The organism is Caballeronia eucalypticola, assembly GCF_047608185.1.
Lineage (GTDB): Bacteria > Pseudomonadota > Gammaproteobacteria > Burkholderiales > Burkholderiaceae > Caballeronia.
Window position 1 is genome coordinate 102,432 of the sequence record NZ_JBLKRU010000001.1, and the last position, 13,764, is coordinate 116,195.

Annotated in this window: 13 protein-coding genes and 1 tRNA gene; 5 read left to right on the top strand and 9 right to left on the bottom strand. The window is 61.1% G+C overall.

What is annotated here, in order from left to right; translation table 11 throughout:
• The first annotated feature begins 108 nt into the window (after positions 1 to 108).
• Complete coding sequence (locus ACMX25_RS00505) at positions 109 to 1,152, top strand: rod shape-determining protein (protein WP_017772379.1); 1,044 nt, start codon at positions 109 to 111, stop codon at positions 1,150 to 1,152.
• Positions 1,153 to 1,194: 42 nt separating this feature from the next.
• Here ACMX25_RS00505 and ACMX25_RS00510 read toward each other — a convergent pair whose 3' ends face one another.
• Positions 1,195 to 1,353 carry a hypothetical protein gene (locus tag ACMX25_RS00510; protein WP_414947626.1) on the bottom strand — a complete coding sequence of 53 codons (159 nt, stop codon included), beginning with the start codon at positions 1,351 to 1,353 and terminating at the stop codon, positions 1,195 to 1,197.
• Between ACMX25_RS00510 and mreC the strand changes: the two genes are divergently transcribed.
• The 4 genes from mreC (at position 1,352) to rodA (ending at position 6,679) form a co-directional block, all read left to right on the top strand.
• The gene (gene mreC, locus ACMX25_RS00515; protein WP_414947627.1) at positions 1,352 to 2,452 is read left to right on the top strand and encodes a rod shape-determining protein MreC; all 1,101 of its coding nucleotides are present in this window, start codon (positions 1,352 to 1,354) and stop codon (positions 2,450 to 2,452) included. The two genes, ACMX25_RS00510 and mreC, sit on opposite strands and share 2 nt — an antisense overlap.
• On the top strand, positions 2,449 to 2,961 hold the full coding sequence (gene mreD / locus ACMX25_RS00520; protein WP_414947628.1) for a rod shape-determining protein MreD: 513 nt from the start codon (positions 2,449 to 2,451) through the stop codon (positions 2,959 to 2,961). The genes mreC and mreD overlap by 4 nt, the downstream gene beginning before the upstream one ends.
• Before the next feature lie 91 nt (positions 2,962 to 3,052).
• Positions 3,053 to 5,509 carry a penicillin-binding protein 2 gene (mrdA, locus tag ACMX25_RS00525; RefSeq protein ID WP_414947629.1) on the top strand — a complete coding sequence of 819 codons (2,457 nt, stop codon included), beginning with the start codon at positions 3,053 to 3,055 and terminating at the stop codon, positions 5,507 to 5,509.
• A 21-nt stretch (positions 5,510 to 5,530) separates the two neighbouring features.
• On the top strand, positions 5,531 to 6,679 hold the full coding sequence (rodA, locus tag ACMX25_RS00530; RefSeq protein WP_414947926.1) for a rod shape-determining protein RodA: 1,149 nt from the start codon (positions 5,531 to 5,533) through the stop codon (positions 6,677 to 6,679).
• A 66-nt stretch (positions 6,680 to 6,745) separates the two neighbouring features.
• Here the strand turns inward: rodA and ACMX25_RS00535 are convergent, their stop codons facing one another.
• From ACMX25_RS00535 to ACMX25_RS00570, 8 genes are all read right to left on the bottom strand, one after another.
• Positions 6,746 to 7,420 (bottom strand): tetratricopeptide repeat protein, encoded by a 675-nt coding sequence (locus ACMX25_RS00535; RefSeq protein ID WP_414947630.1) that lies wholly within the window; start codon positions 7,418 to 7,420, stop codon positions 6,746 to 6,748.
• On the bottom strand, positions 7,417 to 8,199 hold the full coding sequence (locus ACMX25_RS00540; protein WP_414947631.1) for an HpcH/HpaI aldolase family protein: 783 nt from the start codon (positions 8,197 to 8,199) through the stop codon (positions 7,417 to 7,419). Before ACMX25_RS00540 ends, ACMX25_RS00535 begins: the two co-directional genes overlap by 4 nt.
• 165 nt (positions 8,200 to 8,364) lie before the next feature.
• Positions 8,365 to 8,811 (bottom strand): 6-carboxytetrahydropterin synthase QueD, encoded by a 447-nt coding sequence (queD, locus tag ACMX25_RS00545; RefSeq protein ID WP_062082379.1) that lies wholly within the window; start codon positions 8,809 to 8,811, stop codon positions 8,365 to 8,367.
• Positions 8,812 to 8,839: 28 nt separating this feature from the next.
• Positions 8,840 to 9,472 carry a 7-carboxy-7-deazaguanine synthase gene (queE, locus tag ACMX25_RS00550; RefSeq protein WP_414947632.1) on the bottom strand — a complete coding sequence of 211 codons (633 nt, stop codon included), beginning with the start codon at positions 9,470 to 9,472 and terminating at the stop codon, positions 8,840 to 8,842.
• A gap of 2 nt (positions 9,473 to 9,474) precedes the next feature.
• On the bottom strand, positions 9,475 to 10,209 hold the full coding sequence (gene queC / locus ACMX25_RS00555) for a 7-cyano-7-deazaguanine synthase QueC (RefSeq protein ID WP_414947633.1): 735 nt from the start codon (positions 10,207 to 10,209) through the stop codon (positions 9,475 to 9,477).
• Between the two features lie 250 nt (positions 10,210 to 10,459).
• A tRNA-Phe gene (locus ACMX25_RS00560) sits at positions 10,460 to 10,535 on the bottom strand.
• Between the two features lie 100 nt (positions 10,536 to 10,635).
• On the bottom strand, positions 10,636 to 11,355 hold the full coding sequence (gene esaR / locus ACMX25_RS00565; protein ID WP_414947634.1) for a response regulator transcription factor EsaR: 720 nt from the start codon (positions 11,353 to 11,355) through the stop codon (positions 10,636 to 10,638).
• A complete protein-coding gene (locus ACMX25_RS00570; protein WP_414947927.1) occupies positions 11,356 to 13,743 on the bottom strand; it encodes an ATP-binding protein in 2,388 nt (795 codons plus the stop codon). It abuts the gene before it with no gap.
• Between the last annotated feature and the right edge of the window lie 21 nt (positions 13,744 to 13,764).

Sequence of the window (13,764 nt, forward strand, 5' to 3'; positions counted from 1 at the left end):
CAATTTGCGTGGCCAAAAAATGGGGCCCGCTGCAGGCTGTCATTTTTTTCCGCTGCCGTCCTTTGGCGCTCGAAGCGAGGCACGGCTCCCAGCGAGACAGGATTTTGAATGTTCGGTTTTTTGCGCAGCTACTTTTCAAACGATCTGGCGATTGATCTTGGCACAGCCAACACGCTGATCTACATGCGGGGCAAGGGCATCGTTCTTGACGAGCCATCGGTGGTTTCAATTCGCCAGGAAGGCGGTCCCAATGGTAAGAAAACCATTCAGGCTGTCGGCCGCGAAGCGAAGCAGATGCTCGGCAAGGTGCCGGGCAACATTGAAGCTATCCGGCCTATGAAGGACGGCGTTATCGCCGACTTCACCGTCACGGAACAGATGATCAAGCAGTTCATCAAGACTGCGCACGAATCGCGTATGTTTTCGCCTTCGCCGCGCATCATCATCTGCGTGCCGTGCGGTTCGACCCAGGTCGAACGCCGCGCAATCAAGGAAGCGGCACATGGCGCGGGTGCGTCGCAGGTGTACCTGATCGAAGAACCCATGGCTGCGGCTATCGGCGCCGGCTTGCCGGTGTCCGAGGCAACGGGCTCCATGGTTGTCGACATCGGCGGCGGCACGACCGAAGTGGGCGTGATTTCGCTCGGCGGTATCGTGTACAAGGGCTCCGTGCGCGTGGGCGGTGACAAGTTCGACGAAGCGATCGTCAATTACATCCGTCGCAATTACGGCATGTTGATCGGTGAGCAGACGGCTGAAGCCATCAAGAAGGAAATCGGTTCGGCTTTCCCGGGCTCCGAAGTCAAGGAGATGGAAGTCAAGGGCCGTAATCTTTCGGAAGGCATTCCGCGCAGCTTCACCATTTCGAGCAATGAAATTCTCGAAGCACTGACCGATCCGTTGAACCAGATCGTTTCGTCGGTGAAAATTGCGCTGGAACAGACGCCGCCGGAACTGGGCGCTGACATCGCCGAACGCGGCATGATGCTGACCGGCGGTGGCGCTTTGCTGCGCGACCTGGACCGGTTGCTGGCTGAAGAGACCGGCTTGCCGGTGCTCGTCGCTGAAGATCCGCTGACGTGCGTCGTGCGTGGTTCGGGCATGGCGCTCGAACGCATGGACAAGCTCGGCAGCATCTTCTCCTACGAGTAAGCCTTGACGCCTTTCATCAAGGCGCCAACAGCACGCACTCGCTCAATGCAACAACGGCGACGTGCGCGAAGTATGCGACTTGCGCAATGGTTCACGTGGTCCGGCTTGGTCCGGGTCACGCAGGACAGCGCTGGGCAGGGCCGCGCCTCCACGCGGACCCGCAGCATCGACCCAACCGATCACGCCCTCGGCGCCGACCATGGAATACAGTCCGCCGCCACTCTTTAAGCAAGGTCCATCCGCTCTCGCGCGATTGATCTTCTTCGTGGTGCTTGCCCTCGCCCTGCTGATCTCCGACGCGCGTTTCAATACGCTCGAGATCGTGCGCGGCGTGCTGGGAGCGGGTTTGTATCCGCTTCAGCGCGCCGCGCTCGTACCGCGCGACATCTTCATGGGTGCGGCCGATCTGGCCGTCACCAGCGCAAACCTGCGCAATGAGAACACCAAGCTGAAAGCAAAGAACCTCGATTTGTCGGTGAAAGCGGGCGATGCAACCCAGCTCGCTGCTGAGAACGCGCATCTTCGTGCGCTGCTGCAGCTCGGCTCGCGCGCCAGCACGCAAACCACGCCCGTCGAAGTCCAGTACGATACCCGCGATCCTTTCACGCAGAAAGTCGTGATCGGCAAGGGTTCGCAGCAAGGCATCCAGGACGGCGCACCGGTGGTGAACGAAGACGGCGTGATCGGGCAGGTGACGCGTGTGTTCCCGCTGCAATCGGAAGTCACGCTGCTCTCCGACAAAGACCAGGCCGTGCCCGTGCAGATCGTGCGGACCGGATTGCGCAGCGTGATCTACGGCACGCCGAAGGGCGACACGCTGGATCTGCGATTCGTGCCCATCAGCGCCGACGTGCAAACAGGCGACGAACTCGTGACCAGCGGTCTGGACGGCATTTATCCGCCGGGATTACCGGTGGCAAAAGTGGTTCGCGTCGATAAACAAGCGGATACCGCGTTCGCCCGCGTCGTCTGCCTGCCGATCGCCCCAGTCCGCGGTGCGCGCCAGCTGCTCGTGCTGCATTACGAGATCAACCAGCCGCCGAATCCTGAAGAAGCAGAGGAAGCTGCTGCGGCCAAGGAAGCGAAGGACAACAAGGGCAAGAAGGCAGCGCCGGCGAAAGGCGCCAGCGCAGCCGCCCCTGCGGCGGCTGCCCCAGCAAGTGCGCCCGCTGCGAAGAAATCCGAACCGCCCGTGGCGGAGAAGAAATCCGAACCCGCCAGCGCGAAGAAAGCCGAGAAATCCGGGCACAGCAGGAAAGCTGAACCTGCCGCCAAACCCGCGCCCGGAGCAGCACCATGAACCGTCCGCAATACATCCTGCAGCCGGTCAATCCGTACTTCATCACGTTCAGTCTGGCCGTGGCGTTCCTGTTGAACCTGATTCCCTGGGGCAGGACCTTCGGCATCCCGGATTTCGTGGCGGTCGTGCTGCTGTTCTGGAACGTCCATCAGCCGCGTCGCGTGGGCATGGGTATCGCGTTCATGCTCGGCATGCTCATGGACGTTCACAATGCCAGTCTGCTCGGTGAGCACGCGCTCGCGTATACGCTGTTGTCCTATGGCGCCATCACCATTCACAGGCGCGTATTGTGGATGTCTCTGCCCGTGCAAACGTTCGTGGTCGCGCCTTTGCTGATCGGTGCGCAAATCGTGCCGTTCGTGATCCGCCTGCTGACCGGCGCGGCGTTTCCCGGCTGGGGGTATCTGATCGATGGGTTCGTCGAGGCAATTTTGTGGCCGCTCGCGAGTTTCCTGCTTCTGATTCCGCAGCGCCGCGCCACGGATCCGGACGACACGCGGCCAATCTGAGTTTAGTAAGTTTAGTTGAGCGTCTGCCGCAACCGCTGCACGCTGATTACGGCACACCCGACGCCACACACGCGGTCCCCGCGAACATTGCATGACCGAATTTCAGAACGCCGAACAACAGTTATCGAAGTTTCGCCTGCGTGTGGCTGCCGCCGGCCTGTTCGTGTTCGTCTGTTTCGGGCTGATCGGCGTGCGCTTCCTGTACCTGCAGGTCTGGCATTTCAGCAAATACTCGCTGCAAGCCGATGAAAACCGCATCTCGGTCGCGCCCATCGTGCCGAACCGCGGCATCATCACCGACCGCAACGGCGTGGTGCTGGCGAAGAATTATTCGGCTTACACGCTGGAAATCACGCCATCGAAGATCAACACCACGCTCGACGATGAAATCGACCGCATTGGAACCGTGATTCCTGTCGACCAACGCGATCGGCGGCGTTTCAAGAAGCTGCTCGAAGACTCGAAGAATTTCGAAAGCCTGCCAATCCGAACGCGTCTGACGGACGAAGAAGTCGCCCGTTTCACCGCCCAGAAATATCTCTTCCCGGGCGTGGAAGTGCGTGCGCGGCTGTTCCGGCAATATCCGCTGGGACCGACGGCGGCGCATGTGATCGGTTATATCGGGCGGATTTCGCAGCGCGATCAGGAACGGATCGACGAAGCGAGCGACCAGAATGACGCCGATACCGATCACTACGATCCCCGCGTGGACGCGAACAACTACAAGGGCACGGACTACATCGGCAAGATTGGTGTGGAGCAGAGCTATGAAACCGAGTTGCATGGCCTGACGGGCTTCGAGGAAGTGGAAGTCACCGCGGGCGGACGGCCCGTGCGCACGCTTTCCCGCACGCAGGCCACGCCGGGTAACAACCTGGTGTTATCGCTGGATATCGGCTTGCAGCAGGTCGCCGAGCAGGCGTTCGCGGGCAAGCGCGGCGCGCTGGTCGCTATCGAACCGGCAACGGGCGACGTGCTCGCGTTCGTATCGGCGCCCAGTTTTGACCCGAATTCGTTCGTCGATGGCATCGACCAGCAGACCTGGGATTCGCTCAACAATTCGCCCGATCACCCGCTGCTGAACCGGCCGCTGCACGGCACCTATCCGCCGGGTTCCACCTACAAGCCCTTCATGGCGCTCGCCGCGCTGACGCTGCACAAGCGCACGACCGGCTGGGGTTTCCAGGACCCGGGTTCGTACACGTTCGGCGGCCACACGTTCCGCAACGACGTGCGCGCGGGTCAGGGCTGGGTCGACATGAACCGCGCGATCGTGGTCTCTAACGACACGTATTTCTACATGCTCGCGCACGATCTGGGCGTGAACGCGATGGCCGGCTTCATGAAGCCGTGGGGATTCGGCCAGATCACGGGTATCGATATCAACGGCGAAGCGCGCGGCATCCTTCCGTCCACCGAGTGGAAAAAGAAGGCGTACCGGAAGCCCGAACAACAACGCTGGTATGAAGGCGAGACGATCAGCCTGGGTATTGGGCAGGGTTACAACTCGTTCACGATCCTGCAACTCGCGCACGCCACGGCGACGCTCGCTAACGATGGCGTGGTCATGAAGCCGCATCTGGTCAAGGAAGTCGAGAATCCGATCAACAAGGCGGTCCGCGTCACCGTGCGCGACCCGAGTTACAGGATTCCGGTCAAGCAGGTGGACGTCGACTTCATCAAGCGGGCGATGGAAGGCGTAGTGACCAACGGAACGGCCTCCAAGATCTTCCGCGGCGCGCCCTATGTGGCGGCCGGTAAAACCGGTACGGCTCAGGTTTATTCGCTGCAAGGCGCGAATTATTCACACAGCGCGATCGCCGAACATTTGCGCGATCACGCGCTGTTTATTGCGTTCGCGCCGGCGGATCATCCGACTATCGCGGTTGCGCTGATCGTGGAAAACGGCGGCTGGGGCGCGGAATCCGCAGGCCCGATCGCGCGAAAAGTGCTGGATTATTATCTCGTCGACCGCATGAAGCCGGGTGCGGAAGCAGCGGCCGTGGCAGCGGCGGCATCGGCGACGGAAGATGCGAACGCACCCGTGATCGGGGGCGCGCAAAGCCCCGTGGATGCAGCGCTGCGCGCTTCGGTGACCAGTGCGTCGCCAGCGTTCAAGCCAGTGGCTGCATCTAATGCGACAGCGGCAAGTGCGGCTGCGTCCGATTCGGCTGCGTCCGCAAGCAGCGGGGCCGCAGCGGCGTCCAGCGCGCCGGCTGCATCGGCTGCATCGGCTGGTTCGGCGGCGTCGGCCGCTCCTGTCGCGCCGAGCATGCTGCGCGCGCTGGAAGCGCCGCGCGTGCCGGTCACGCCTATCGCCACGGAAGCGCGGGAAACCGCGCACCCGCCAGCGGGATCGAAAGCGCCCGGTGTGGTCAACGTGAAGGAAACCACCCGACCCACCGATGTCCGCAAGGCGCCGGCCACTAAAACACCGCCAACGCCCCCATCGCCGCCGAAAGAACCGCCGCCGACCGCCGCGATCCCACGTAACACGGGCAAAAGCGCCATCCAGACATTGACGCCGTCTGGCGGCATCGACGAGTAAAGGAGAATCTCCATGGAAGCGCTGCATTTCGACAAGCGCGTCTGGCTCGACCGTACGAAGCGCATGTTCGCGGGCTTCGATAAACCGCTCGCGCTGATCGTGTTCCTGCTGCTGTGCGTGGGTATCGTGACGCTGTACAGCGCGAGTCTCGATGTCCCCGGCCGCGTAGAAGACCAGTTGCGCAACATCATGCTGACGTTCGGCCTGATGTGGATTCTCGCCAATGTGCCGCCGCCCACGCTGATGCGTTTCGCCGTGCCGCTTTACACCATCGGCATGGCGCTGCTGATCGCGGTCGCCACGTTCGGGTTGACGCGCAAGGGCGCGAAACGCTGGCTGAACGTGGGCGTGGTGATCCAGCCGTCGGAGATCATGAAGATCGCGATGCCGCTGATGCTCGCGTGGTATTTCCAGCGGCGTGAGGGCGGTATCCGGTGGTGGGATTATCTGGTCGGCTTCCTGATCCTGATGCTGCCGGTCGCGATCATCGCCAAGCAGCCCGACCTCGGTACCGCCGTGCTGGTGTTCGCGGCGGGCCTCTTCGTGATCTATTTCGCGGGCCTGAGTTTCAAGCTGATCGTGCCGGTGCTGGTGGCCGTCGTGCTGATGGTTGCGAGTATCGGCGTGTTCCAGGATCGCATTTGCCAGCCGGAAGTGAACTGGCCACTGATGCACGATTACCAGAAGCATCGGATCTGTACGCTGCTCGATCCAACGTCCGATCCACTCGGCAAGGGCTTCCACACCATTCAGGCTGTCATTGCAATCGGCTCGGGCGGGACCTTCGGAAAAGGCTGGTTGAAGGGCACGCAGTCGCACCTTGAGTTCATTCCTGAAAAACACACCGACTTCATTTTCGCGGTGTTTTCGGAGGAGTTCGGGCTCGCGGGCGGACTGGTGCTGCTGTTCCTTTATATGGCGTTGATCGCGCGAGGGCTGTTTATCGCGGCAGCCGGGGCGACGTTGTTCGGACGCCTCCTGGCCGGATCGCTGACCATGGCGTTCTTTACGTACGCGTTCGTGAATATCGGGATGGTGAGCGGGATCTTGCCGGTCGTCGGCGTGCCGCTACCGTTCATGAGTTACGGCGGAACCGCGCTCACAACGCTTGGCGTTGCGATCGGACTCATCATGAGCGTGTCACGACAAAAGCGGCTGATGAAAGGCTAGTGTTTTTCTACGGCAAGCGTTGTTAAAGCAAAGCCCACGATGATTGGCTTCATCGCGGGCTTTTGTTTATTGCGGCTGTTCGTGCGCGAGTTCCGCGCTGAGTTGCTGGAACTTCAGCTTCGCCGCAGGATCGCCCTGCGCTGCCGCGGCCGCGTAATACGCGCGTGCCACGTTGATGTTCTTCTGCACGCCATCGCCGCCGCGTTCGTAAAACGATCCGGCCACGTATTGCGCGGTCATGTCGCCGCCTTCTGCCGCCTTCTTGTACCAGACGAACGCCTGGGCGTTATCGCGAGGCGTGCCGCGGCCATCGAGGAACTGATTGGCCAGCGCAAGCTCCGCTAAAACATGGCCCTGGTTCGCCGCCCGCAAGAACCAGCGATGCGCCTCCGCCGGATCACGCGCGACAAACTCGCCATCGTCGTACATTTTCCCGTACACGTACTGCGCTTGCGTCATGTTGGCATCGGCGGCTTTGCGCAGCCACTTCTTGCCTTCTTCCACATCCGCCGCGCCGCCTTCGCCGTTCACCAGCATCATCGCGTAATTGAATTCGGCTAGACGGCTGCCGTTCTTCGCCGCACTCAGGAACTCCGAGCGCGCGACACCGAAATTGCCCGCGTTGTAATCGGCGACGGCGTTTTGCGTCGCCCTGTCACTGCCCTTGACCGTCTGTGCGCTTGCCGCGCTGCACGCCATCACCAACGCTACCGATACTGCGCCCAATATTCCGGGTTTCATGCCCTTGCCTCCTGCAACGCCTGTCGCGTCGCCTTTAACAACCAACCCACATCCGCCGATAAGGCGATGACCTTCACGCCCGCTTCCGCATAGGAGCGTGCACTCGCAACATCGAGCGCAAAAATGCCGCTCGCGATGCCGGCTTGTTTGGCGGTATCGATAATTTTCGTGATTGCCGCGTGGACGTCGGGATGTTTCGTATCGCCGAGATGACCGAGACTCGCGGCCAGATCGGCCGGTCCAATGAACAGGCAATCGACGCCCGGCGTCGCCGCGATTGCTTCCACGTTCGCGAGCGCCTGCTCGGATTCAATCTGCACGATCGTCGATATCTGCGCGTTCGCCGAACTCACGTAATCGCGCCGGACGCCGTATGCCGCCGCGCGCACTGCGCCAGCGGCGCCGCGCAGGCCATCGCGGGCATCGGCGTCTGGATACTGCGTCAGCCGCACGACGTGTGCCGCCTCTTCCGCCGTTTCCACGTTCGGGAACATCAGGGTGCGCGCTCCCGCGTCGAGCACGCGCTTGACCAGCCAACCTTCATGCGCCGGCACGCGGACGATCGGTTCGGTCGGCAAGTGCGCAGCGGCAATCGCGCGAAGTTGCGCGACGACGTCATGGCTGTCGTTCGGCGAATGCTCCATGTCGATACACAGCCAGTCGAAACCCGCGTGCGCGACGGCTTCGGCCACGTCCGCGCTGCCCAGCGATAACCACAGGCCGAACAAGGTGCCGGATTCGGTGAAACGCTGTTTGAGGAGGTTGGTGTAGGTGCTCATCGCGTGGTCCCTGACAGGTCAGGCGCGGCGGGATGGCTGGCAGGCATGTCTCGCTCCAATAGGCTATGTCGCTGAATGCGCCGCAACAAAACGTGCGGCTTGTCCAAAGATCATACCGTGACAAAAGAGCGCTGGCAGGAGCGCGCCTTGGAGACGTGTGAAGCGTCAGACGCCTTCGACGTCCGCCCAGCAATTCGGCGTTTCGTACAGACGTACGCGCTTGAGTTTCAAGTCGACGCCGTAGTGGTCGTTGTAGACGCCGGAGAGAATGCGGAACGCTTCGGCAGCAAGATTTTCAACGGTCGGAATACGGTCAAGCACGACGGTCTTGTGGTCGGCCATTTGCTCGAGAAAGCTGCGCACGACTTCGTCGCGTGCATAGACGATAAACGCGTGGTCCCACTTGTTGACCAGATGTTCCATGGCGAGCGCCTTGACGTCGGCGAAATCCATCACCATGCCGCGATCCGGCGCGCCTTCCGTTTCAACGAGCTCACCCTGCAGCGTGATCTCCAGCACATACCGATGACCGTGCAGGTTACGGCACTGGCTGCGGTGATCGGGGATGCGGTGGCCCGCATCGAATTCAAGTTTTCGGGTAATCGTCTGCACGTCTGCTCAGCTAGGGGCTTGATTCGCGTTAGGGGATGTTCAGGTACTTGTGCGTCTGCATGGACAGGCGCCATTGCGGATGCCGCTTGCACCAGTCGATAGCGAGCTTCGTATTAATGTCGCGCGACGGGCCGTCCATGGGTTGCACGAGGAAATACTCGAAGTCGAGTTTGGCGTAATCGGCCAGCGGCTGATTGTCTTGCGGCACGACGACCTTCAACTCGTTGCCCTTCGTCACGACCAGCGGCGCACCGGCTTTCGGGCTCACGCAAATCCAGTCGATGCTATCCAGCACCGGCAGCGATCCATTCGTTTCTATCGCCATTTCGAAGCCGGCTGCATGCAGGGCATCGACGAAGGGCTGGTCGATCTGCAACATGGGCTCGCCGCCTGTGCAGACCACGAACTTGTGCGCTTCACCTTCCGGCCATTGCGATGAAATCATGGCGACGAGGTCTGCCGGCGTTTTGTATTTGCCGCCGTTCTCGCCATCCGTGCCGACGAAATCCGTGTCGCAAAACTGGCAGACTGCGTCCGCACGATCTTCCTCGCGACCAGACCAGAGATTGCAGCCAGTAAAGCGGCAAAACACAGCCGGGCGGCCGGCATTTGCGCCTTCGCCCTGCAACGTGTAGAAAATTTCCTTTACTGCGTACGTCATGATCAGACCGGTTCGATAGTGACTTGCTCACCCGACTTGTAGGCTTCGTAGCCGCGCTTGCGCAGCTTGCACGCCGGACATTGGCCACAGCCAAAACCCCATTCATGCAACTCGGCGCGCTCGCCGACATAACACGTGTGCGTCTCGACGCGCACCAGTTCCACCAGCGCCTCGCCGCCTAGCTCTTCGGCCAGGCGCCAAGTGTCGGCTTTATCGAGCCACATGAGCGGTGTCTCGAGCAGGAAGCGGCTGTCCATGCCGAGGTTGAGGGCGACTTGCAGCGCCTTCATGGTGTCGTCGCGGCAATCGGGATAGCCCGAGAAATCTGTTTCGCACATGCCGCCGACGAGCACCTTCAACCCGCGCCTGTACGCAATAGCAGCGGCGATCGTCATGAACATGAGATTGCGGCCGGGCACGAAGGTGTTGGGCAACCCGTTCGCGGTGGCTTCGATTTCGATCTCGCGCGTCATGGCGGTGTCGCTGATCGCGCCGAGCACGGACAGGTCGATCATGTGGTCTTCGCCGAGCCGTTCGGCCCACTGCGGAAACTGCTGTCTCAGCGATTCACGGAAGCCCTCCCGGCATTCGAGTTCCACACGATGCCGCTGTCCATAGTCAAAGCCGAGCGTCTCGACGGTTGTAAAACGGTCGAGCGCCCAGGCGAGGCATGTGGCCGAATCCTGGCCGCCGGAAAACAGCACCAGTGCGCTGTCTTTAGCGTCTGTCCGAGTCACCGTGAAACTCCAATGGAGAAGATGAAGTGCGCGATATGGCTAATGTTCAGGAGCGGCCGCAGCGCGGTTCGCCGCGCAGTTTTATCCCGATCCTATCTTAGCCAAGTCTTTGAAGAACCAAGGATTTTACCATGATGGCCGATCTTCGCTCTCGGCCAAGGCTTGACCCAAAACCAGAAGGAGCACGAACGACGAAACCCAATTGAAAATGCCCGGAAACCTTACGGTTTCCGGGCATTTTTTGCAACTGTGGTGGCCTGGGACGGAATCGAACCATCGACACGCGGATTTTCAATCCGCTGCTCTACCAACTGAGCTACCGGGCCACGAAGAACGAAAGTATATCAAAGGGGATTATGTCGCTCAAGTGCTTTTTGCCAACTTTTCACTGTAACGATCCTCGTTCACCTCCTCTTCCCCCGCCAGTCAAGCCTCGCTCTTGTTCTTGCCCAGATCCACACCGAGCTGCTTGAGCTTGCGATACAAGTGCGTGCGCTCCAATCCGGTCTTCTCCGCCACCCGCGTCATGCTGCCGTTTTCACGCGCCAGGTGATACTCGAAGTACGCGCGCTCGAAGGCATCGCGGGCATCGCGCAACGGGATGTCGAAAGAGATGGACGCCGTCGCACCAGCCGGACCCGCAGCGGCACCTAGCGCGCCCGAATCTCCGCCAGCGAGACTCAGCGACGAAGCCACCGGCAACGCAGCGGAAGCCGGCAATGTCGAACCACTCGGCGGCAACGCCGGCCGCATGGCGGTGTTCGCGATGGGCGCGGCAGCCGTGCCGCGCGCAAGACCTTGCTCGACCGCCTTGAGCAGTTTCTGCAAAGCGATCGGCTTCTCGAGGAAGTTGAGCGCACCAATCTTCGTGGCTTCAACCGCCGTATCGATAGTCGCATGGCCCGACATCATGATCACCGGCATGGTGAGTTTGCCTTGCGCCGCCCACTCTTTTAGCAGCGTCACGCCGTCGGTATCGGGCATCCAGATGTCGAGCAGCACGAGATCCGGCGCCTGCCGCAACCGGTACTCTCGCGCATACTGCGCATTCTCCGCCGTCTCCACCACGTGACCTTCGTCGCTCAGGATCTCCGAGAGCAATTCCCGGATACCCATTTCGTCGTCTACCACCAGGATGGTTGCCATTTACGCTGCCCTTGTCTGCACTAATGCTTTTGTCGTTCCGTGGCTCGCCGCCGCCAAGGGCGGTGTCGCGCCCGGTTCGGCGGAATCTTCCGCGAGTTGCAGGAACAAAATCGAGATCTGCGCGCCTTCGATCACGTCAGGGGTCTTCGAACGATTGCGGATGTCGATGCGCGCGCCATGCTCATCGACGATCTTCTTTACCGTTGCAAGACCCAGACCCGTGCCCTTCGCCTTGGTTGTCACATAAGGCTCGAATGCGCGCGAGAGAATTCGCGCGGGAAAACCAGAACCGTTATCCGATACCGTCAACCGCACCGCCACGCGGGCATGACCTGACGCATCGGAGTCGCCATATTCTACTGTCTTCGTTTCAAGCAGCACGCGAGGTTCGGCCACATCGGCCACCGCATCCTGCGCGTTCTGTAAAAGATTGTGGATAACCTGCCGAAGCTGCGTGGCATCGCCGCGAATCACCGGCAATTTTGTCAGTTCCACCGTGATGTGACTCTTGCCTTCTTCAATGCCATACAACGTCAGCACTTCGGCCACGAGATCGTTGAGCTGCAGGTTGCCCAGGACAGCCGGCGGTGTGCGCGCGTATTCGCGGAAGTCGTCGACCATCTGCTTCATCGCCTGCACCTGATTCACGATGGTCGTCGCGCCGCGCTTGAGCACTTCGGCGTCGGCAGGAGCGAGCTTGTCGGCGAGCTTCATTTGCAACCGTTCAGCCGATAACTGGATCGGCGTAAGCGGATTCTTGATCTCATGCGCGAGCCGCCGCGCCACTTCGCCCCACGCGACTGAACGCTGCGCGGAGATGACGTCGGAGATATCGTCGAATACGACTACGTAGCCCGTTGTCTCGGCGTCGTCGGTATCGCTTTCGGTCAACGTCAACAACTGCGTACCGCGTACCAGCAAGGTCAACGGATCAGTCTCGCCAGCCACCGGAACGGCCAGTTGCTGTTGCCAGTGACCGCGGTCACCAATCGGCCGACCACTGCCGCTTGCCGCTGCATCGCGATCCGCGAATGCCTTGCGCACCATCGCGCCGAACTCGGACAGCACACCGATCTGTTCAAGCGGCAAGTTCAGCGACGCAGTGAACGGCTGCCGGAAAATCCGCGCCGCGCCGCGATTTGCCGTGGTCAGGCGGAACTGCCGGTCGAACACGAACACGCCGGCGGTCAGGTTAGCAAGAATGCTTTCGAGATACGCCTTCGAATGTTCGAGTGCGATCCGGTTGTTCTCAACCGCCGCACGCGCCTCCGACAATTGCCGCGTCATCGCGTTGAACGACTGCGTGAGGAAACCGAGTTCGTCACGCGACTTCACTTCGCGCTTGGGCGTGTAATCGCCCTCGGCCACTTCCTTCGTGCCTTGCGCGAGCAGGAACAACGGCCGCGCGAGTTGATTGCCAAGCGCGAGCGCCAGCATCATGGCGATGAAAGTCGCGAGGAACAACGCCAGCGTCAGCGTGCCGATATACATCTTGCGCAAGCCAGTCCGCCCCAGCGCCTTTTCCTGATACTCGCGATACGCGCGCTGCACGGCGTCGGCATTGCGAGCAAGCGCGGTGCTGACCGGCTGCTCGATTTGCAGGAAACGTTCCGCCGGCTGCAGTTCAGTCGTCGAGCTATCGGGAATCTTGACGATCACCCTCAGCCTCAGCGCGCCCTTGGGTCCGGTCAGGCTTGCATCGCCATCGACCTCGCCTTCAATAGCGCCATACGGCCTGCCGCGCGCCTGATTCAATTGCAGCGGCGTTGGCAAGTCGTCGGGCACGAGCGCCGCGAAGTTACTCGATGCCTGCGCCACCACGCGCACATCGGGCGCGGTTCCGGAGCCGCCCCTCGCCGGTTCAACGATGGTCGCATCCTGCACGTTGAACTGATCGCGCAAGCGCAACAGCGTGAGCGTGAGACTGGTTGGATCGGCGCTGGCAAGCTGGTCGCCCATCAGGCGGCCTTTGTTCTGCAGATCGGACAGCGATGCATCGAGCATGCCGCGCCCAAGATTCAGCCCCGACGTGAGCGCGGTTTCCACGTTCACGTCGAACCATGATTCGATACTGCGCGACACGAACTGATACGACACCACGTAGATAATCCCGCCCGGGACCACGCCCACGAGCGCAAAGATAAACGCGAGTTTCGCGAGCAGCCGCGTGCCGAATTTGCCCTGCCTGACCCGGGTGATGATGATTGCAACCAGCCCGATCACGATCAGGATCAGCACGACCGCCACCGCGAGATTCGCGGCATAGAGCCACTGATAATAGCGATCGAAGAACTCGGTGTTCGCGCTGGCAAGGGCCAGCATGACCAGCAGCAAAATAGCCGTGAGCGCGACCGTGACCACGAGCACGCGAACCACAATGCCCGTCATGTTCGTGCGGCGCAGCGGCCG